Origin of the sequence: Acetobacter orleanensis, from assembly GCF_001581005.1 — a bacterium.
In the GTDB taxonomy this organism is placed as follows: domain Bacteria; phylum Pseudomonadota; class Alphaproteobacteria; order Acetobacterales; family Acetobacteraceae; genus Acetobacter; species Acetobacter orleanensis.
This window is the reverse complement of sequence record NZ_LHZV01000037.1, coordinates 1-20,082: the sequence shown is the minus strand read 5'-3', so window position 1 is coordinate 20,082 and position 20,082 is coordinate 1. Positions and strand designations below refer to the sequence as shown.

The 20,082-nt window shown below is 55.2% G+C and carries 15 protein-coding genes; 4 read left to right on the top strand and 11 right to left on the bottom strand.

Features of this window, described 5'->3' with window-relative positions; translation table 11 throughout:
• Nucleotide 1: 1 nt before the first annotated feature.
• From fdxH to AD949_RS01285, 3 genes are all read right to left on the bottom strand, one after another.
• Entirely contained in the window at nucleotides 2-955 is a 954-nt protein-coding gene (gene fdxH / locus AD949_RS01295; RefSeq protein ID WP_048836474.1) for a formate dehydrogenase subunit beta, read from the bottom strand.
• A 9-nt stretch (nucleotides 956-964) separates the two neighbouring features.
• A complete protein-coding gene (fdnG, locus tag AD949_RS01290) occupies nucleotides 965-4,015 on the bottom strand; it encodes a formate dehydrogenase-N subunit alpha (protein ID WP_082064816.1) in 3,051 nt (1,016 codons plus the stop codon).
• A gap of 458 nt (nucleotides 4,016-4,473) precedes the next feature.
• Nucleotides 4,474-5,823 carry a nucleobase:cation symporter-2 family protein gene (locus AD949_RS01285; protein ID WP_082064819.1) on the bottom strand — a complete coding sequence of 450 codons (1,350 nt, stop codon included), beginning with the start codon at nucleotides 5,821-5,823 and terminating at the stop codon, nucleotides 4,474-4,476.
• A gap of 546 nt (nucleotides 5,824-6,369) precedes the next feature.
• On the opposite strand from AD949_RS01285, the gene guaD reads away from it, so the two are divergent.
• Nucleotides 6,370-7,704, top strand: a complete 1,335-nt coding sequence (gene guaD, locus AD949_RS01280; protein ID WP_048836471.1) for a guanine deaminase — start codon at nucleotides 6,370-6,372, stop codon at nucleotides 7,702-7,704.
• A gap of 285 nt (nucleotides 7,705-7,989) precedes the next feature.
• Nucleotides 7,990-9,636 carry a phosphoglucomutase (alpha-D-glucose-1,6-bisphosphate-dependent) gene (pgm, locus tag AD949_RS01275; RefSeq protein ID WP_048836464.1) on the top strand — a complete coding sequence of 549 codons (1,647 nt, stop codon included), beginning with the start codon at nucleotides 7,990-7,992 and terminating at the stop codon, nucleotides 9,634-9,636.
• A 69-nt stretch (nucleotides 9,637-9,705) separates the two neighbouring features.
• On the opposite strand, the gene AD949_RS01270 is transcribed toward pgm, so the two are convergent.
• The 3 genes from AD949_RS01270 to AD949_RS01260 form a co-directional block, all read right to left on the bottom strand.
• Entirely contained in the window at nucleotides 9,706-10,056 is a 351-nt protein-coding gene (locus tag AD949_RS01270) for a hypothetical protein (RefSeq protein ID WP_141325469.1), read from the bottom strand.
• A gap of 200 nt (nucleotides 10,057-10,256) precedes the next feature.
• Nucleotides 10,257-11,117, bottom strand: coding sequence for a KPN_02809 family neutral zinc metallopeptidase (gene ypfJ, locus AD949_RS01265; RefSeq protein WP_048836462.1), 861 nt, complete (start codon nucleotides 11,115-11,117; stop codon nucleotides 10,257-10,259).
• Between the two features lie 69 nt (nucleotides 11,118-11,186).
• Nucleotides 11,187-11,969 carry an ImuA family protein gene (locus AD949_RS01260; RefSeq protein ID WP_141325467.1) on the bottom strand — a complete coding sequence of 261 codons (783 nt, stop codon included), beginning with the start codon at nucleotides 11,967-11,969 and terminating at the stop codon, nucleotides 11,187-11,189.
• A 241-nt stretch (nucleotides 11,970-12,210) separates the two neighbouring features.
• On the opposite strand from AD949_RS01260, the gene AD949_RS01255 reads away from it, so the two are divergent.
• Nucleotides 12,211-12,675, top strand: a complete 465-nt coding sequence (locus AD949_RS01255) for a DUF2946 family protein (RefSeq protein WP_082064814.1) — start codon at nucleotides 12,211-12,213, stop codon at nucleotides 12,673-12,675.
• An 86-nt stretch (nucleotides 12,676-12,761) separates the two neighbouring features.
• On the top strand, nucleotides 12,762-14,945 hold the full coding sequence (locus AD949_RS01250; protein WP_096430582.1) for a TonB-dependent receptor: 2,184 nt from the start codon (nucleotides 12,762-12,764) through the stop codon (nucleotides 14,943-14,945).
• A 148-nt stretch (nucleotides 14,946-15,093) separates the two neighbouring features.
• On the opposite strand, the gene AD949_RS01245 is transcribed toward AD949_RS01250, so the two are convergent.
• The 5 genes from AD949_RS01245 to AD949_RS01225 form a co-directional block, all read right to left on the bottom strand.
• Nucleotides 15,094-15,813 carry a PA1136 family autoinducer-binding transcriptional regulator gene (locus tag AD949_RS01245; protein WP_048836459.1) on the bottom strand — a complete coding sequence of 240 codons (720 nt, stop codon included), beginning with the start codon at nucleotides 15,811-15,813 and terminating at the stop codon, nucleotides 15,094-15,096.
• A gap of 203 nt (nucleotides 15,814-16,016) precedes the next feature.
• Entirely contained in the window at nucleotides 16,017-17,012 is a 996-nt protein-coding gene (locus AD949_RS01240; protein WP_048836458.1) for an NADP-dependent oxidoreductase, read from the bottom strand.
• Between the two features lie 174 nt (nucleotides 17,013-17,186).
• A complete protein-coding gene (hchA, locus tag AD949_RS01235) occupies nucleotides 17,187-18,056 on the bottom strand; it encodes a glyoxalase III HchA (protein ID WP_048836457.1) in 870 nt (289 codons plus the stop codon).
• 157 nt (nucleotides 18,057-18,213) lie between these two features.
• Nucleotides 18,214-18,660, bottom strand: coding sequence for a DUF6691 family protein (locus AD949_RS13565; RefSeq protein WP_082064813.1), 447 nt, complete (start codon nucleotides 18,658-18,660; stop codon nucleotides 18,214-18,216).
• A gap of 420 nt (nucleotides 18,661-19,080) precedes the next feature.
• Complete coding sequence (locus AD949_RS01225) at nucleotides 19,081-19,377, bottom strand: ArsR/SmtB family transcription factor (protein ID WP_048836455.1); 297 nt, start codon at nucleotides 19,375-19,377, stop codon at nucleotides 19,081-19,083.
• Nucleotides 19,378-20,082: the final 705 nt, after the last annotated feature.

The following is a 20,082-nucleotide window of genomic DNA, read 5'->3' as shown; positions in this document are numbered from 1 at the left end:
GTTATTCTCTCCCTGCCGGGCGATCACCCTGCGCAGTGTCAGACGCTGCCACACTCTCTTTTTCTTCCGGCTGCTTTGCTGGCTCCGGCTCCGGAGTATCAACCGTATTCGGCCCTACCCCCACGTAATGCGCAAAAGCCCCAGCCAGCGTGGCGATAAAGCCAATGGCGCCAACAGGCTTCAGCCATTCTTTCCAGCCGCGTACAAACGGGCTGATATGCGGGTCTTTCGGCAGGCGATGATACATTTCCGGCTTGTCAGCATGAGTCAGCACATACATCACATGCGTGCCGCCAACGCCTTGCGGGTCATACAGTCCGGCACCCTCATGTCCACGGCTTTTCAGCTCTTCAACGCGGGAAGCCGCCAGATCCTTCATTTCGGCCTTGGAGCCGAAGGAAATCGCGCCAGTCGGGCAGGTTTTAACGCAGGCAGGTTCCTGACCAACGCTCACGCGGTCCGCGCACAGCGTACATTTATAGGCCTTGTTGTCTTTCTTATTGATGCGCGGCACATCAAAAGGGCACCCGGCAATGCAGTAACCACAGCCAATGCACTGGTCGGACTGAAAATCAACAATGCCATTTGCAAACTGAACAATCGCGCCGGGGCTTGGGCAGGCCTTCAGGCACCCCGGCTCCTCGCAATGCATGCAGCCTTCTTTACGCAGCAGCCATTCCAGCCTGCCGCTTTCATCTTCCACTTCATCAAAGCGGATAACTGTCCAGCTTTCTGCCGTGAGATCGGCGGGGTTGTCATAAACGCCGACGTTATGGCCGACCTCATCCCGCAGGTCATTCCATTCCGAACACGCGACCTGACACCCTTTGCATCCGGTGCAAATGGAGACGTCAATCAGCTTGGCGACTTCCTGCTGATGATCACGCGCCTGCGGGGCCGGTGTCAGACCGTTTGTTGCGGACCGTCTGATGATGTCCTGTGATTGCATTCCCATCATTCCACCTCAGACTTTTTCAACATTAACAAGGAAAGCCTTGAATTCAGGCGTCTGGGTGTTTGCATCCCCTACCGCCGGGCTGAGCGTATTGGCCAGATAGCCTTTGCGCGTTGCCCCTTCAAAACCCCAGTGACAGGGAACACCAATCTGGTCGAGTTCGCGGCCCATCACCGTCAGGGTTCGGACGCGCTTGGTCACCACGGCTTTCGCTTCGATATAGCCGCGCTTGGAGGACACTTTCACCATGTCTCCGGCCGCAATATTCAGACGTCCGGCCAGCTTTTCCCCAATTTCAATAAACTGTTCCGGCTGCGCGATGGCGTTCAGACGAGAATGCTTCGTCCAATGCCGGAACAGTTCAGTGATGGAATAGGTTGTCGCCACGTATGGAAAGTCTTTCTGGTCCCCCATCCGCGCCCGATCATCCTTCAGCACACGCGCTGTCGGGTTATGGGTCACCTTCGGGTGCAACGGATTATTGACCAGAGGTGTTTCTGTCGGCTCGTACTGTTCAGGGAACGGGCCATCGACCATCTTATCGCAGGCGAACAGACGACCCAGACCTTCCGACAGCATGATAAACGGACCGACCCCACTGCCCGGCGGGGATGTCGGCGGGTAATCCGGCACATCTGAGCCGCTCCAGCGCTTGCCGTCCCACTCCAAAATTTGGCGTTTGGGGTCCCACGGGCGACCATTCGGGTCCATGGAGGCGCGGTTATACAGAAGACGCCGGTTGGCAGGCCAAGCCCAAGCCCAGCCCGGTGTATTGCCAAGGCCAGTATCGGTGTTGTCACGACGGGCCATCTGGTTCCCAGCATCCGTCCATGATCCAGCGAAGATCCAGCAGAAGCTTGCTGTCGTGCCATCATCTTTCATGACGGAGAAGTCCGGCAACTGATGGCCTTTTGGCACGACAATGTGGCCCTGATCATCCGTGATGTCAGCCAGCGCAGTGCCGTTACATTCACGAGCGATTTCTTCAGGCGTGGGGTCTTCCGCGTCTTTATAGTTCCACTGCATGTTCAGAACAGGCTCGGGGCAGACACCGCCTTCCTTCCTGTAGAGATCACGCACCTTGCTATAAATCGTGCCGATAATCCGGCTATCGTGCCACGCCTCACCCGGCGGTTCAGCCCCAGCGAAATGCCACTGCAACCAGCGACCGGAATTGACAATGGAGCCGTTTTCTTCCGCAAAGCAGCTTGCGGGCAGACGGAAGACTTCTGTCTGAATGTCTTCTGTCTTCACATTATTAAACTGCCCCTCATTTTTCCAGAAAGAGGCTGTTTCCGTGCTAAGCGGGTCAATGGAGACAAGGAACTTCAATTTGGAGAGGGCGACCGCAGTCTTGTTCTTGTCCGGCATGGCGGCCAGAGGGTTGAAGCCCTGCGCGATGTAGCCGTTCACCTTGCCCTGATACATCCTGTCAAAATAGGCCAGCATATCGTAGCTGGCGTCCCATTTTGGCAGCCAGTCATAGCCCCAGTTATTAGCGGCTGTGGCGTGTTCGCCCCATAGAGTCTTCATCAGGCTGACAAAGAATTTTGGCGTGTTGTGGTAATAGTTCACCTGTCCGGGCACGTCCGCTGCGGGCGTGGTCTCCTTCAGATAAGTCGCCATGTCCTGCTGCTTGTCGGACGGCAGGTTGAGGTAACCCGGCAGACGCAGAGAAAGCAATCCCAGATCCGTAAAGCCCTGAATATTGGAATGGCCGCGCAGGGCGTTCATGCCACCACCCGCCATACCGATGTTGCCCAGCAGCATCTGAACCATTGCGGCAGACCGGATTACCTGCGCACCATTGGTATGGTGCGTCCAGCCAAGCGCGAACAGGAAAGTGGAGGTCAGGTCCGGCGCGCTGGTAGAGGCCAGTGTTTCACAGACATACAGGAAGTCTTTGACCGGCGTGCCGCTTAGCTGCGTCACCATTTCCGGCGTGTAGCGCTCCACATGCTTCCGCAGCAGGTTAATGACACAGCGCGGGTTCTGGAGTGTCGGGTCCTGACGGGCAAACCCTTTTTCGTCCCGCTCATACGTCCATGAGGATTTATCGTATTTGCGCTTTTCAACGTCATAACCGGTGAAAAGTCCGTCTTCAAACGCGAAGTCTTCCCGCACAATCAGGGCCGCGTTGGTATAGGCCTTAACATAGTCATGCTGAATTTTGTCATGTGACAGCAGGTAGTTGATAACCCCCAGCATGAACGCCGCGTCCGACCCAGCCCGGATGGGGGCGTAGAAATCCGCCACGGCGGCGCTACGGTTAAAGCGGGGGTCCACCACCAGCACTTTCGCGCCGTTGCGGATTTTGGCTTCCATCACCCATTTGAAACCCACCGGATGCGCTTCCGCCGGGTTCCCACCCATGATGAGCACCACGTTGGCGTTCTTGATATCCACCCAGTTGTTGGTCATGGCACCGCGGCCAAAGGACGGCGCAAGGGCCGCAACAGTCGGGGCGTGGCAAAGGCGGGCCTGACAATCAAGCCCCAGCATCCCCAAGGAGCGGGCGAATTTGAAGTCCAGCACTCCGGTCTCGTTACTGGCGGCGGACGATGCCAGCATCCCGGAACTCAACCAACGGTTGACCAGTTCGCCTTTTTCATTGCGTTCAATGAAATTTTTGTCACGATCATCTTTAAGAAGGCGTGCGATGCGGTCCGTCGCCTCGTCCCAGCTAATGCGCTTCCATTCCTTGGCTCCGGGAGCACGATATTCCGGATATTGCAGGCGGGTCTCACTATGAATGAAATCAACCAGCCCCGCCCCTTTCGGGCACAGAGACCCACGGCTGACGGGATGATCCGGGTCACCTTCAATATGGAAGATGCTCGGTTTGGCATTTTTAGCGCCATCCCCAAGGCTATACATCAGGATGCCGCAACCAACGGAACAATAGGTGCAGTTGTTACGGGTTTCCTTAGCACGCAGTAGCTTATACTGCCGGGAATCTCCAGCGTAAGCCTTAGGCGGTGCAAAGCCCAGAGCAAGAGCACTGGCCCCGGCAACGCATGTGCCACCAGCTTTCAAAAATTGCCGTCTACCCAGAGTCATTGTGCCACGCCTTCAGTTACGCATCTCATACGCTGTATAGTCGATATCTAAATAATTTCACTACAATCTGAATTGATGCAAATCATTTAATTGCGCGCAGAGAAAATCATTTTTCCTGTAAAATAAAGGAACTATGGCAGTTTTCTATATTCTTACGGATACAGAAAGAACAACTATAAGTTGATTTTTATGCATAATGTCTTTTGGCGTCCTTGCCACCATACCTGCTCGCCAACGCGAGATTAAGGATGTTTTGTGCTGACACCACTCCCCGAACTCAGAACGATCGCCTTGCCTATCGTTCTCTGTCAGAAAGAAAAAAGGCAGCGGCCAATAACCGCTGCCCTTCGTCTAAAGGACGCATAAAACGCCTCTTTATGGACCGAAAAAACGCCTATAGAACGCCCTAAAATACAAATTAGGGTTTACGGCTCACAGTTCTCAAGAAACAGGTGCCTCTACCGCGCATCGTCACATTCTTTTGCGGCGGACTGGTCTGCCGTCACCACACCTTGCTTGCTGGCGGGCATAAAGTGATTGAACACCAGATGCAGAACCATCGCGGCAGTCGCGCCAAGTGTAATCCCGCTTCCAAAAATGATCTGCGCCCAGTTTGGAAAATTATCAGCTATATGGGGCTGCGCGGTCGCCAGCATTCCTAGCCCAATGCTGGTGCCTACAATGATCATATTGTTCTGATCTTCAAAATCCACTTGTCCGAGGGTCTGCACACCCACCACGGCTACCGTCGCGAACATGGCGAGCGCGGCCCCGCCCAAAACAGGCAGCGGCACGCTTGCCATAATGGCAGCCAGTTTAGGGATGCAGCCTAAAATCATCATAAACACTGCGGCAGAGGCCACGACCCAGCGGCTTTTGATCTGCGTCAGCCGCACTAGACCGACATTTTCTGCAAAACACGTATAGGGGAAAGAGTTGAAAAGGCCGCCGATAAACGTCGCCAGTCCATCCGCGCGAATTGCAGCACTAATATCACCAGCCGTGATGGGTTTTTTGACAATTGCGCCCGTTGCAAAAACATCGCCCGTTGTTTCCAGCATGGAAATGACCATGACGATAATAAGAGAAAGAATTGGCACAACATGAAATGTCGGCATTCCGAAATATAACGGCTTGGAAAAGGTCAGTAGCGGTGCTGTGCCGACATCCGTGAAATGTGCATCACCCAGAACCCACGCCACCAGTGTCATGCACACAAGGCCGATTAGCACGGCAATGGTGCCAATAAATCCACGGAAGAATTTCTGAATAGCCAGAATAAAGAAGAGCGTGCCCAGACCATACGCCACGTTGCGCAGATTGACCGGGTTTTGCATGGCGTTTGTGCCCGCGCCCGCTACAATGTCATTAGCCGCGACGGGGAGAAGCGCCAACCCGATCACCAGAATGACCGACCCAGTCACGACTGGCGGGAAAAACCGGATCAGTCGGGAAAAATAGGGCGCAACACCAAAAGAAAATATCCCGGCAACAATAACGGCCCCAAAAATCTCACGCAGCCCGTCGATACCGCCCCCGGCGGAGAGGCCAATGGCAATCATCGGCATTACGGCCGTAAATGTTACCCCTTGCAGAAGTGGTAGCCTTACACCGATTTTACCAATACCGACCGCCTGAATGAGCGAGGCAATCCCGCAGGTAAAGAGATCGGCCTCAATCAGATGTTCCAGAATGTCACGCGAAAGGCCAAGCGCACTGGCCAGCAGGATGGGAACAATGACGGCGGCGGCGTAAAATGTCAGAACATGCTGGAAACCGTAAATCGCGAGTTCCCAAAACGGCAGCATCTGGTCAACCGGATGGACCGTTTCAGCAGTGCGAGATTTATCGTGGCTCACGCGCCCACCTCCTGCTGAGGGCCAAAGCGCCAGAAGTCTGCACAAAGCGCCCTGCCACTCTCCCTTACAGGCAGCACGCACGCGCCTGATAGACAACGCACTTGCGCACCTGCGGCAGAATGGCTGAAAACCACATCCGGACCATGTTCTGATAAAGACATCATACCAGTCCTTTTATCCTGCAAGCGTAAAGAGGCAAGGGCATCCACTAGCCAGAACACAACATCAGGCCAAGCCATTCGTATGGCTGCGCAGAGTAATGTGCTTCCAGAACCGGAAGGATACTCCCTCCCCTCCTAGCTGCAGGGGGCAAACTCGCCTAAAATCCACGCGCTGTCATGGCTACTCAGCAGGGAAAACCTTTCCTTTCACGCTGATGCGCCGTGTTGATAGAGGGTCAGAACATGCCAGATTTGCCCATTTATGCGCTTTTGGCACCCGATCCAGCTTTTGCCACTCTGCTCTTTAATGCCGATTTCATCTCTGCGAGGTTTCATGCCCTCTTCATCCCGCACTGCCGCTCTCAGAGGGCGTTTTGTCACCTTTACTGGCAATCCGTTCACCATGCCGCCGGAAGACAGCCTGCATGTGGAAGAAGACGGCCTGATCCTGATTGAAAACGGGAAAATTACGCAATGTGGTGCCTATGATACCCTGCGGGCCCATATTCCGGCTGGCGTTAACGTCACCCACTACCCAGACAGCCTGATTAGCGCGGGGTTTATTGATACACACGTCCACTACCCGCAGCTTCCCGTCATTGCCTCATGGGGGGAGCAGTTGCTGGAGTGGCTGCAACACTACGTTTTCCCCACGGAAGCAAAGTTCTCAAACCCGGAGGTCGCGCAGACCATTGCCCGCGCCTTTTTGCAAGAACTGCTCCGCAACGGCACGACCACGGCGGCTGTATATTGCACCGTGCATCCTGAATCCGTCACCGCATTTTTTCAGGAATCAGAAAAACTCGGCACACGGATGATCGCGGGCAAAGTCCTGATGGACCGTAACGCGCCGGACACCCTCCGCGATACAGCCCAGCGAGGCTTTGATGAGTCTCAAAAGCTGATTGACACATGGCACGGCAAAGGGCGGCAGCTTTACGCCGTAACGCCACGCTTTGCGATTACCAGCACGCCGGAGCAACTGGACTGTGCAGGCGCTCTGTTCCAGAGCAGGGACGATCTGTTCATGCAGACCCATCTTGCGGAAAATGAAGATGAGATTGCTTTTGTCAAAACCCTGTTCCCTGACCGCGCCTCCTATCTGGATGTGTATGACAAAGCCGGTCTGGTCGGGCCGCGTGCTATTTTCGGCCATGCCATTCATCTGCACGAGCATGATTTTCAGCGGTGTCATGACACAGAATGCAGCCTCGCCCACTGCCCCACCTCCAATCTGTTTCTGGGAAGTGGCGCGTTTCGGCTGTTTGATGCGGTAGATCCTCGCCGCCCTGTCCATGTCGGTCTGGGTACCGACATTGGCGCAGGCACCAGCTTTTCTCTGCTCAGCACGATGGGAGAGGCTTACAAGGTTTCTCTCATGGCTGGAAAACAGCGGCTCCATGCTATTCAGGCTTTCTGGCTGGCCACCGCTGGCGCCGCAAAAGCCCTGCATCTGGAAAACAAAATCGGCACGATCGCACCCGGCATGGAAGCGGACCTGTGTGTGCTCGACCCATCGGCAACACCCTTACTGGCACTCCGTAGCAGGGATTGCTCCAGTCTGGCCGACCTCCTGTTTGTGCTCATGACGCTGGGAGACGACCGCTGTATTAAGGCCACATGGGTTGATGGCCGCATGGTCTATGCTCGGGCCGATAGAGAGGCATAGTGCCGTGAGACCTATCAAAGGTGTCACTGCCAAAAGGCCTCATTCCGGCCAGACTTTTATGCCTGTTTAGTCTTCAGTCACGCCTCTGTTTTTCTGAGCCTCTTGTGTGCGCACATCTTCGATAAAGAAAATAAAACTATTACCATCAGGACAGTTTTTGTCTTCCGCCACGTGGAAAACCCGCTTTCCTCTCTGGACAACCCCGCACACACACGCTTTCCTCCTGACAGAAAGCGTATTGGCAGACCGTTGATACCCTCAGGTTCTACAAGGATTTTTAAAGCAATGGCCTCACTCAGCCCGTTAGCTGGCAAGACACTTGATCCGTCCCAGCTTACTGACATTCCGGCTTTGATTGCAGCCTATTATGACCGCAAGCCTGATGTCTCCATCCCGACCCAGCGCGTCTCCTTTGGTACCTCCGGGCATCGCGGCTCCTCGTTCCATACCAGCTTTAACGAAGGCCATATTCTGGCTATCTGTGAAGCCATCTGCCGCCACCGCAAGGCAGAAGGCATTGATGGGCCGCTGTTTGTCGGCATGGATACCCACGCTCTGTCCGGCCCGGCCCAGCGCTCCGCGATTGAAGTGTTTGCAGCCCACGGGCTGGACGTGCGCGTGGACCAGAATGACGGCTTTACACCCACACCCGTTATCTCCCACGCCATTCTGGCCTACAACAAAGGCCGCACGACAGGTCTGGCGGACGGGGTTGTCATCACGCCGTCTCACAACCCCCCCTCTGATGGTGGATTTAAATATAACCCGCCCAATGGTGGCCCGGCGGATACCGCAATTACAAAAGCCATTCAGGACATGGCGAACGGCTTTCTGGCTGAGGGCCTGAAAGAGGTAAAACGCCTACCGTATGAAGAAGCCCGCAAGGCCACCTGTATCAAAGGCTATGATTACATTACACCCTATGTGGCCGATCTGGAGTCCGTGATCGACATGAAAGCCATTCGGGATGCTGGCGTAAAAATCGGCATTGATCCGCTGGGTGGTGCTGCGGTGCATTACTGGAAACCAATTATCGAGCGCTACGGCCTCAACGCCACAGTGGTGAATGAAGCCGTAGACCCGACCTTCTCTTTCATGACGGCCGATTGGGACGGGCAGATCCGCATGGACTGCTCCTCCCCCTACGCCATGCAGAGCCTGATTGGCATGGCCGATCAGTTTGACGTGGCGTTCGCGAATGACACGGATGCTGACCGCCACGGTATTGTCGCCAAACCGGATGGGTTGCTGAACCCCAACCACTATCTGGCCGTTGCCATTGCTTACCTGTTCCGTAACCGGCCGGACTGGAGCCCGGAACTGGGCGTTGGCAAAACATTGGTCAGCAGCGGATTGATTGACCGGGTTGCGAAAGACCTTGGCCGCAAACTGGTGGAAGTTCCTGTAGGACTGAAATGGTTTGTACCGGGCCTGATGGATGGTTCACTGGGCTTTGGTGGCGAGGAAAGTGCTGGCGCCACCTTCCTCCGGCGTGACGGCACCGTATGGACCACGGATAAGGACGGCATCATTCTGGGGCTGCTGGCGGCTGAAATCACGGCAAAAACGGGCAAGAACCCGAGTGTGCATTATCACGAACTCAGTGCCCGTCTGGGCACGCCGTTCTATGCGCGCATTGATGCCCCCGCCAATGCGGAACAGAAGGCCAAACTCAGCAAACTATCCCCGGAGCAGTTCCCGCTGGAAACACTGGCTGGTGACAAAATTATCAGCAAACTGACCCGCGCGCCGGGTAATGATGCTCCCATCGGCGGCCTGAAAGTCGTGACGGAAAACGGCTGGTTTGCCGCCCGCCCCTCCGGCACGGAAGATGTTTACAAAATCTACGCCGAGAGCTTCAAAAGCGAGGAACACCTGCTGGCGATCCAGACAGAAGCACAGGCAGCCATTTCCAAGGTTTTTGCGGCCTGAAAAGGCTTCATTCTGACCAACTAAGGTGGAAGCGACGCCCTATCTGCGCCGCTTCCACCACTTTCGTCATTACCTGGACGATGGAGACCCCGTATTCTTCCCATGCCCTGCTTCTGGATGCAGAAGACGCTTTGTGTCGATCGGCTGGAACGGTGGGATGGGTTGTCCCGGGTAATAAACCGGCCCCTTGTAATTCTGGTTCAACTGGCTGGCATTCAATTTATCGACCAGCATATCGCCCGTGCCGTCGACATAACGGCTGTGCCCTGCGCTTTTCTGCGCCGCAGACGCAGAAGACGCCGCATTCACTTTGAGCGGTGTCTGTCCGGTTGGAACAAGATCACCAGCATAAGCCTCCGGCACACCCAGCAAAGGGACCAGCAGGGCCGCACACCATACAAACCGTCTTGTTCTTTTCATGGTCATAACCTTTCGAAACACTCCCGGCCTCGTGGCTGGCCGGGGGACAGTTTCTTCACGCCGTCAGGCTGCCGTCTTCAGCGCCTCAATCTGTGGCACAGTCTCTTTTCCGTCCAGCGAAGGAGACGTCATCGCAATACGACGCGGCTTCATGGCTTTCGGTATCTCCCGCTTCAGATAAAGAGTTTTTATGCCGCTTTTTAAAGAGCAGGCGCGCTAAACGTATCACACTGCCGGATATCACCGCTTTTCAGACCGCGGCTGAACCAGTTAACGCGCTGAGCCGACGTGCCATGTGTAAAGCTGTCCGGCACGATAGACCCCTGCGCCTGCCGTTCCAGCCGATCATCCCCAACGGCGGACGCTGCATTCAATCCTTGCTCGATATCGCCAGCTTGCAGGATATTGCGGGCGTCATTAGCCCGCCGAGCCCAGACACCGGCAAAGCAGTCCGCCTGTAACTCGGTCCGGACGGACGCTCCGGTGGCACCACGCTGGCCCTCAAGCCCTTGCCTGTCCAGTTGGGCCATAATCCCCAATTCATTCTGGACATGATGCCCGACCTCATGCGCCACCACATATGCCCGCGCGAAATCACCTCCCGCGCCCAGACGGTTCTTCAATTCCTGAAAAAAGGCGAGATCCAGATAGACCTTGTGATCCGCCGGGCAGTAGAACGGCCCGACAGAGGTTTGGGCATATCCACAAGCCGACTGCGTGCCTCCGCTAAACAGGACCAAACGCGGCTCATGATAGGTGCGCCCCATCTGCTGGAAATAGGATGTCCAGACGTTTTCCGTGGACCCAAGAATACGGGCGATAAACTGCTTCTGCGGATCTGGTCCCTGCACAGGCTGCTGGGCAACCACCGCACTCTGCTGACCGGATGAGCCACTGCCCTCCAGAAGACTGAAAACGAGTTTTGGGTCCACCCCAAAATACAACGCCCCCAGCGCCAGAAGAATCCCACCAATACCGATTTTCAGAGGAGCGCGACCACCACCACCGGATGTCCGCTCATCATCAATATTCGTGCTTTCCCGTTCCCCATCCAGACGCATGCTGTCATCCCTTCAGTGCCTGCCGCTCCAATCATACACTTATAGCATGACTCTGTCCTTTAGCAGTCCTTAGGCACGAAGCGCGCTACGCCACCATGGCCTCCGCACCGCATCAGACTGCTTTTTTTGACGGTCTATTCCAGACGCCCCCGAAAACGGATGCGTTTCATAACGCGAAGGGTCAACAACCCACTCCGCAGTGCCTCCATGATGGTGGCTCAGCATCTCGATTGACCACCGCTCTTCCGCAGCGACACCCCCAACGGGATTGTCCCTGAGACTGAACGGACTGGCCGAACCAATTTTCCAGCGTGTTGCGCTCAGGCATTGGGAAGGCGTCTTCATCAGGAACGCTGAACGGTAGAGCAAAAAGCCAGTCGCGCCACGTTCATGCGCCGCCCGTTGCAGGCGACGTGTCGTTCCAAGATCAGGTGCAGTGCGACTATCAACGACCACAGCGCACACACCGCGCTCCCGCAGCACGACCTCGCATAAATCCACAAAAGAGGTCTGCGTAGCTGTCACACAGATCAGGCGTCCGGGGCTCAGTCCGGCCTGTTCGACACCAGCCACGCACAGGTCAAGATAGTCTTCGCCAATCCAGACAACGACCCCTGTCGTGCGCGCCAGCATAGACGCCACAAAGCGGGACGGTTTGGCAGATGCCTGACGGTCGCTCCCGGCTCCGAAAAATTCGTGAACAGTGCCTCTTTCCAGCCCGCCACCCAGACGGGCATCAATATCCGCAATGCCGGTAGAAAACCTGTGCGTAACGGCACGGGCTGGACCAGTATCCATCCGGGCAATCCGATCTCGCAATAAATCCAGTGTATCCGAGTGTGATGGCGCCATGACTGCATCCCTTCTGCTCCGTTTTTTATACGAAGAACAAAACAGGAACACAAGGAAATTCTGCGTATCTTTCAGGTCGCCGATTTTGAATACGGGCGGCTTCACAACCGTAAAAATTATCAAAGAACCATGATACCCTATGGGGGGTCTGAACATGCCTCCACTGCTTTTATGCTCTTTACAATAATCCCCCGGTGCTTTTTTAAAGAGACTTTCCCGGACTGGAGGCAGACCCTTCGCCATGCATCGTTCAGACCCAGCACCCCTTATACTGGCGACATTCTGTCGCTGGCTGATGGTGTGCTGCGTTCTGTTTGGATTGTGCGGCCAGCTTCTGCTGCAAAGCAATGCGCTGCCGGATGAAGCACCTCGCGTCACCTTTGAACGACTGACCGGACTGCATATCGGACCGGGCCAGCCCTCTACCATGCCCCCCATGCACCATGCGGATGGCGCCATGCCGGGCATGATGTCTGGTATGACGCACACCGGAAAGCCTGACCCTTCCGGCCATCATCATGACGGCTCGTGCCCGCTCTGCCCGCTGCTCCATCTTCCCGCTGTCATTTTCAGCGTTGCGTTTATCGCAGCCCTGATTCTGATTGCATGGTCACGATCCTCCTATAGCGCGCTGCTGCCACGTGCGCCGCCGGTTTACGCTCTGGCCTTTCGGCCCCCTCCAACGGGGCCACCTGCTTTCCTCTGAAAACGATACGCGCTGGCATGCAGCCTTCAGCAGAGCTGAACACCTGTAGTGCTGGCTGTTTCCGTTTCATGGAAAGTCTCAGCACCATGTTTTCTCTTTTTATTCGGCGTGGCCTCTGCGCCTGCCTGTGCGCTGGTACATGCGCACTGGCCTGCACGACCGCCCTTTCCTCTTCTGCGGACGCACAAAGCCGTCCATCCGCAACACCTGTCTCCCCAACCGCTCTGGCTGTATCACCCAGTACAGACATGCAGGAGACCAACGTCAGCACATCAACAGAACAACTCACGGTCAACGGTGTCCGTCGCAAGCTCTCTACCGGCCCGGATACAGCCAACCTCTTCCGGCATAGTCTGGGTTACAGCGCCTATTCTGGCGGTGGCGTGTCCTCGCTGCCTGTTCTGAACGGTATGGCGGATGAGCGCGTGGCAACCTTTGTCGATGGCATGCGCATTCCGTCCGCCTGCCCCAACCACATGAATCCGGCCTTGTCCTATATCGACCCGGATGCCGTTTCTTCCGCCGTTGCCATTGCGGGCATTACATCCGTCAGCCAGGGTGGAGACAGCACTGGCGGCACGCTGGAAGTCAACCGGAAAGACCCCATTTTCTCGTCGTCCTCCAAACTTCTGGTGACCGGCCATGTCCGGGGGGACTATCGCAGTAATGGCGGCGGTTCGGGAGCATCCGGCTCAATCACCACTGCTAATGACTGGTTGAGTCTGCGCTATACCGGCTCCTACAGCCACGCCAGTGACTATCACACCGGCGGCAACGAACGGCGCGTGCTCTCCACCAGCTATCTCAGCTTCAATCATGCTGTGACGCTGGGTGTCAAAAAAGACAACCATCTGCTCGCCATTACCGCTGGCCAGCAGGACATTCCGTATGAAGGTTTCCCCAATCAGTATATGGATATGACCAACAACCGCTCCACCTTTGTAAACGGCAAATACAAGGGAGACTTCAACTGGGGCACATTGGAGGCGCGCGGGTTCTGGCAGCGGGTCGACCACGCCATGAATATGTTAGCCGACAAAGGTGGTCACACCGCCACAACGGGCATGCCGATGAACACGGACACCCGCACTGCGGGTTATGCCCTCAAAGCCACAATTCCACTCGGACGGAAGCATACCCTCGGGCTAGGGAGTTCGTTTGACCATAACGGCCTGAACGACTGGTGGCCGCCCCTACAGGGCAGCATGATGATGGGACCGAACACCTTCCATAACATCAATCAGGGACACCGTGACCGTCTCGGCCATTATATTGAGTGGAAGGCCCAATGGCTGCCACGCTTTTCGACCGAACTGGGATTGCGGAATGATCTGGTCATGATGAATACAGGCCCGGTCTCCCCCTATTCATGGCACGGCATGATGAGCATGGCGGACGCCATGGCCGCCCAACGCTTTAATGCCGCCTCCCGCGGGCGCACGGACACAAATTTTGATGTCACGGCTCTTGCCCGCTGGACACCGCTGGACAGCCTGACACTGGAAGGCGGATACGCCCGCAAAAGCCGTGCCCCCAGCCTCTATGAACGCTACGCATGGGGTCAGGGTGCTATGAGCACCACCATGATAGGCTGGTTTGGAGACGGCAACGGGTATGTCGGCAATCTGCATCTGACATCAGAAATTGCCAATACGCTCAGCACCACACTAACATGGCATGACCCCGTCAATCATGCATGGGAAGTCAAGGTTCAGCCCTATTATACATATACCCACAACTATATTAACGTGGTGCGCATTGGTACGCTTCCTAACGGGCTTTCCAAACTTCAATTTGCTAACCACAACGCCCGTAGCTACGGCATTAACAGTTCCGGTTTTGTCAAACTGTGGAACACCACCGCGTTCGGGATGGGCGAACTGAAAGCCAACTTGAACTGGGTGCGCGGGCAGGATCTGGTCACACATTCTGGCCTATATCACCAGATGCCTGCCAACGGTTCCATCAGCCTCCATGAAACCTATGAAAACTGGACAGGCCGGGTGGAAGTCACGCTGGTTAAAGCCAAGAGCACTGTAGACTGGTTGCGTAATGAGCCGCGCACCCCCGGATACGCCCTGCTAGGTCTGGGCGGCAGCTACCGATGGCGGGTGCTGACACTGGATGCCAGCATCGAAAACCTTCTGAACCAGAAATACTATCTGCCTCTCGGTGGTCTTTCTCTGGGAGACTATCGCGCCTCAGGAGTGCTAAGTCCCCTCGCGGGCCTCGGGCGCTCGTTCAACCTCAGCCTGACGGCCACATTCTGACAGAATGGTTGATTTGGCTTTGTGAATGGCGCCGGTCTTTTAGGAGACAGAAAGACCGGCGCTATTCATTCGTAACCAGCCATACGTTTAAGGGGGTTATGTCGCGAACCCTCTTCTCCACTTCATGACGTCCCCGGATTGACGTTTCTTAGCTCTCAATATCGCCATTCTGTATGGCGGTACGAATGGCTTGCGCGGTGGTCGTGGCACCCAGACGCTTGCGAATACGGCGCAGATGGTTCTCGACTGTGCGTTCCGAAAGTCCGAGGATCGCTGCAATATCGACCTGACGGCGGCCGGCGGCGGTCCATGACAGTACCTCCCGTTCCCGCTCCGAGAGCCGGGTGGCGATTTTTTCGCTGGGGCCATCAACCAGTTTGCGTACAGTTGTAAAGGCAGCCCTCGCGACCATGGACAGGGCAAGGCGCGCCATAACCGACGCATCAATCCTTATCCCACCCAAACTCATGGCCCCTTCAAGGCCAAGCGGCCCAAAGATCGGAATCTGGATGCCGTGGAGCCCCTCGCCCTGCGGCGTATCAACCATCCTGTAGCACTCGCCCGATGCGCCAGATGTCTTGGTCCAGAAGAAGGGTTCGTGAGCCTCCAGCATGTGATGAGTCACGGGACAGCGGCGGACGTAGCTGGCGGCATCGACCTCTTTGCTGTCCCCGAACCAGTCGCCCTCGACCCAGTATATACGGTCGACAATCTCCTCGCGCGTCGAGGATGCGGCAAACAAGACGAAACGGTCATACCCGAGCCGCTGCCCGAATGATCGGATGCCGTCCTCGACAGCTTCTTTCGTTTCCGACCGAACGATCAAGGTTGCGGTCCCAAAAGCTGTTTCGGCAATCGAAGCCGTCATAGGGAACCGTCCTGATATCCTCTTCCGGTCGTCATTCTGTCATCTCCCGATAAAACCATGTCAGTATATTCCAGCCAGCACCGTGAACCACGCGGCATTGGTCTAATAAACCATTATCCACGCGACTGCCCGTCAGGGCTGCCAATGTTGTCTTACTTCGGAGAGTGACACGTCGCGTTTTCTCCTTGCTGAACGTGCGGACGTTACGCGTCCAGACGCACCAGCGCCTTACCGGTGTTGCCACCACTGAAGAGTGAGAAAAACGCCTTCGGCCCGTTTTCCAGACCGTCAAAAATTGTATAGCGGCTCTGAATCAGTCCTTTGGACACCCAGTATCCCATCTGCGCCATGCATTCATCGCGGCGGGACATGAAATCGCTGTTGATGAATCCCCGGATTTGCAGGCGCTTGGAAATGACGGTGAACAGGTTGGAAAACCCGATCAGTGCATCGGAATTATACATACCGATCATACCGCAGATCGCAAATCGGGCGTTGCGTTTCGCTATACCCATCGCCGCATCGAGCTGTTCGCCGCCAACATTGTCAAAATAGACGTCCAGACCGTCTGGTGCCGCCGCGCGCAGCTTATCCTCGAACGGACCGGGAGATTTGTAGTCGATGACATGATCCGCACCCAGAGACCGTACGAAGTCGCATTTTTCAGCACCACCGGCTGAACCGATGACCGTCATGCCACGCAACTTTGCAATCTGCACCACGAGTGATCCGACAGCACCCGCGGCCGCCGAGACGAACACCACATCGCCCGGCTTGGCTTCAGCAACGTCGAACAGCCCGAAATAGGCTGTCATGCCGATAGTGCCAAGAGTATCAAGGAAATATTCGTCTTTCAGACCTCCGTGCGGTAGCAGGCGCGCACCCTCAGCCTTAAGAGTGGCAATATCCCGCCAGCCCAGAAAATGACCGACCCTGTCACCGATCTTGAAACGCTCGGAGCGCGTTTCAACCACGCGTCCGACCGCAGCTCCCGTCATGGGTTCGTTCAGTTCGAACGGCGCGATATAGCTGTCTCCCTCGTCCATGCGGGGGCGCATGTACGGGTCGACGGAGAAGAAGCTGTTTGAGACTCTGACCTCCCCGTCTTTCAATGGTTGGTCGGGTCTATCCCGCAGCGCGAAGTTCTCCATGGTCGGAGAGCCTTTCGGACGAGATACGAGAGTCCATGCATGCGACATATGTTTTGCTTTCTGCTCAGGACGCACGTCGAGTATGACCCCATGGGCGTCCGAGGGATCGGAGGAGCGGCGTTGATATCCACGCCCGCTCGCACGTCCGAGGAAAAACCGGGAGGTCCAGACGATTGCAGGCGATCTATCCGCCCGTAACCGCCTCAACCTCCCGGCCTGATGTTATGCGTTGACGGCTTTGAGAAGTGTTTCGGCCGCAAGCTTACCAAGATTGTTCGACGCCAGCGGACTGTCACCCGTCAGCAGCAGACGATCGCGGTGGACCTTCCCGGTAATCCCCGTGTTGACGATCTTGACGTTGTACTTGCGCAGGTTTTCACCTACCAGCCACGCCATTGGTCCGGGAATATAGCCGATCTCGATGTTGGCTCCGATGTCCAGACTGTCTGGGAACACACACATCTCATAGCCTTCATAAGCGAACCTGCCGCCATCGACCGCAGTGGCCAGCAGGCTGGCCGGTCCGTGGCAGAGTGAGATCGTAAAGCGCTCATTGGCCTGCGCCCAGTGCAGGATGTCACCCACGTCCTTGCTGAACGGAACGCCGTTGAGCACGCCGTGACCACCGGGGATGAAGACGCCAAGATACGGTGTTTCGGCCGTGAAACCCTCACCAATCACATCCGCCAACTTCTTCGGCTGTTTGAGCTGATTTTCGTATTTTTTATAGGTCGCCTTGACGGCTTCGTCCTCGTGCGGGAACGCCCACCACTCGAACTTGACCGGATCACCGGAAATGGTCGCGACTTCAATCTCGAACCCCGCCGCGTCAAGATGATACATCGGCAGCAGCATTTCAACCGGATGGTTGCCGGTCGAGAAAAACTCGCCACCCTTCATCATCAGATAGCGCTCTTGCGAGCCGATCATAAGGATTTTCCACTTCCCACCCGTATAAGGCTTCGGGTAGGTCGTGCCGTCGAAATCCGTCTTTGAAGACGTGTATTGGGTCAGAGAATATGCAGACGGGAAGAAGGCGTTGTCTTCAGCGCGGTCGGGAACCGGAGCGCGGCTCAGTTGTTCATCGCTCATGGGGCTTCTCCTGTTTGGTAAGCCAGCCGCCTGTGATGGGCAGGCAGTGTGGCATATAACGGAGTATAGGCGGCATCATGACCGAGGAATATGAGGGAAATCCCTTAATGATTTGGTGAGACAGCGGGCACTCCACTCATCCCCCCTAAGTTTTTACTCAACGGAAGCGGAGAAAGTTTCTCCACACAGAATTGCGATAAGAAAAAACCATTGTCCCTACGATAAGACCTAGTAAAAACAATAAACTCTTTGACTGCAAAAGAAAAAATGAGGCAATGGCGGGACCGGGGCAAAGACCGGTCAAACCCCACCCCAACCCAAACAAACAACTTCCTGCAATCAACGATTTATCGATTTGTCTTGCTGTCGAAATTTGAAAGGTCGCGTCAAGGAGTGGATGCGATAGATTCTTTTTTAGCCAGAAACCGCAGAATGTCACAAAGACCGCACTGCCCAAAACAAATACTAAAGCAGGATTCCAATTCCCGGAAACATTCAGAAAAGACAAGACGTTAGAAGGATTAAGAATCCCGCCTAGAATCAGCCCCAGACTGAATATAATCCCACATAAAAATGCTGCAACAGTTCTCATAACTGCAAACATGTTAAGTCCTTGTGAGAAGATGAACGATTGTAGCGGTTGCCATTCCCGCTCCGAGAAAACAGATTACAGCCACTATTGAGCGTGGAGATAAGCGAGCCAGCCCAATCACGCCGTGACCACTGGTACAGCCATTCCCCAAACGCGTACCGAAACCGACAAAGCAGCCAGATATAAAGACAACGCCCCACGGCGCGCGGATTGTCATTTCGGGCCAGACACCAGTCATAAGATGCCATAGCAGCGGGCCACTGACCAATCCGAACAGCAAAGCTGCCCCGGGCCAGATAGCTCTCCCCGAAAGTGTTTGAGCAAGTAATCCGCTGATACCGGCTATACGGCCGTTCAGCAGCAGATAGGCGGAGCAAGCCAGACCTATCAAGCTTCCTCCAGCAAGGCTGTTCCAGTATGTCAGGGACATCTTTATTCCTGCCTCTCGCAATAAATATGATGAAGAGCAGCGATAACCTGTCCTGCTTTCTCATCTGAAAGACGGTAGAAAACTGAAAGACCCTCTTTCCGGAATGTAACTATTCTCGCCGCCTTTAGGACCGTCAGATGCCTAGAAAGATTGGGTTGATGTATATTCAACTCATTTTGTATCTGTCCAACCGACATCTCACCTTTAGCCAGCGCACAAGCGATAAGGAGACGATCAGCATGCGACAATGTTTTCAGCAATTCTGCCACACGAAACACACTGGCTTGGATATCGTCCATTATCTCTCCACCACCATGGAATTATCTTTATATCGATAAATAGATATTATCGTCTAAAGTCAATTGATTTGTTATAAGTCCACCTCTGTGCGTTACCGTTTCCACGCATACAGCGAATTTGTGTGCCCCCGAACACTGCGAGACCTCCGCTACCGGATACGGTCCAGAATAAAACGTCGGTTAAGGCGAACTCGATCGGCTCGTCAGAGCCAGTCGGTAAATAAGAAAACGACGCGCTTATGTCGGCCAAAGCCGAAAAATGGCCTTCGTAAAAAGCCTTGGTGTCTTCAATGAACTCATCGCCAATTCGAATTATCCCTGAATAGCGATGTCTCCCGCCCCCTTTGGCTTCAAATAATGGAACGCTGTCTGGCCTCACCACAGCATCGTTCAACACATGTAGGTCGCCCGACGCCTTGCAGCCGGTAACTCGTTCAGGCGCAGGTCGTAGTCGAGGCTGTTGCAGATCCAGTCGTCCCGCTGCAGGGCGAAACGCGTATCCATTCGCTGTAGCGCATCCGTGAAGGTGGCTCGACAGCAGTCATCAATTCAGCCCTTCCTGCTTTGTAAACTCGTCCCATCCCATGTCTCCTTTCCTTCATGACGATCTTCGGTCTTAACGGTCTGGAAGCAAACCGTGACACTCTCGCTTTCGGACCACTGAGCACCGTTAGAGCCTGTTTGGAAATTCGCTGAAGTGTGATT

What these genes read in the sequence shown, in the direction of transcription:
- AD949_RS13565 (WP_082064813.1), bottom strand. Translation starts at nt 18,660, where the DNA reads ATGTTTGCAGTTATGAGAACTGTTGCAGCATTTTTATGTGGGATTATA.
- pgm (WP_048836464.1), top strand. Translation starts at nt 7,990, where the DNA reads ATGGCCTCACTCAGCCCGTTAGCTGGCAAGACACTTGATCCGTCCCAG.
- AD949_RS01255 (WP_082064814.1), top strand. Translation starts at nt 12,211, where the DNA reads ATGCATCGTTCAGACCCAGCACCCCTTATACTGGCGACATTCTGTCGC.
- ypfJ (WP_048836462.1), bottom strand. Translation starts at nt 11,117, where the DNA reads ATGCGTCTGGATGGGGAACGGGAAAGCACGAATATTGATGATGAGCGG.
- guaD (WP_048836471.1), top strand. Translation starts at nt 6,370, where the DNA reads ATGCCCTCTTCATCCCGCACTGCCGCTCTCAGAGGGCGTTTTGTCACC.
- fdxH (WP_048836474.1), bottom strand. Translation starts at nt 955, where the DNA reads ATGGGAATGCAATCACAGGACATCATCAGACGGTCCGCAACAAACGGT.
- hchA (WP_048836457.1), bottom strand. Translation starts at nt 18,056, where the DNA reads ATGAGCGATGAACAACTGAGCCGCGCTCCGGTTCCCGACCGCGCTGAA.
- AD949_RS01260 (WP_141325467.1), bottom strand. Translation starts at nt 11,969, where the DNA reads ATGGCGCCATCACACTCGGATACACTGGATTTATTGCGAGATCGGATT.
- AD949_RS01285 (WP_082064819.1), bottom strand. Translation starts at nt 5,823, where the DNA reads ATGCTGCCGTTTTGGGAACTCGCGATTTACGGTTTCCAGCATGTTCTG.
- AD949_RS01250 (WP_096430582.1), top strand. Translation starts at nt 12,762, where the DNA reads ATGTTTTCTCTTTTTATTCGGCGTGGCCTCTGCGCCTGCCTGTGCGCT.
- AD949_RS01240 (WP_048836458.1), bottom strand. Translation starts at nt 17,012, where the DNA reads ATGTCGCATGCATGGACTCTCGTATCTCGTCCGAAAGGCTCTCCGACC.
- AD949_RS01225 (WP_048836455.1), bottom strand. Translation starts at nt 19,377, where the DNA reads ATGGACGATATCCAAGCCAGTGTGTTTCGTGTGGCAGAATTGCTGAAA.
- AD949_RS01245 (WP_048836459.1), bottom strand. Translation starts at nt 15,813, where the DNA reads ATGACGGCTTCGATTGCCGAAACAGCTTTTGGGACCGCAACCTTGATC.
- AD949_RS01270 (WP_141325469.1), bottom strand. Translation starts at nt 10,056, where the DNA reads ATGAAAAGAACAAGACGGTTTGTATGGTGTGCGGCCCTGCTGGTCCCT.
- fdnG (WP_082064816.1), bottom strand. Translation starts at nt 4,015, where the DNA reads ATGACTCTGGGTAGACGGCAATTTTTGAAAGCTGGTGGCACATGCGTT.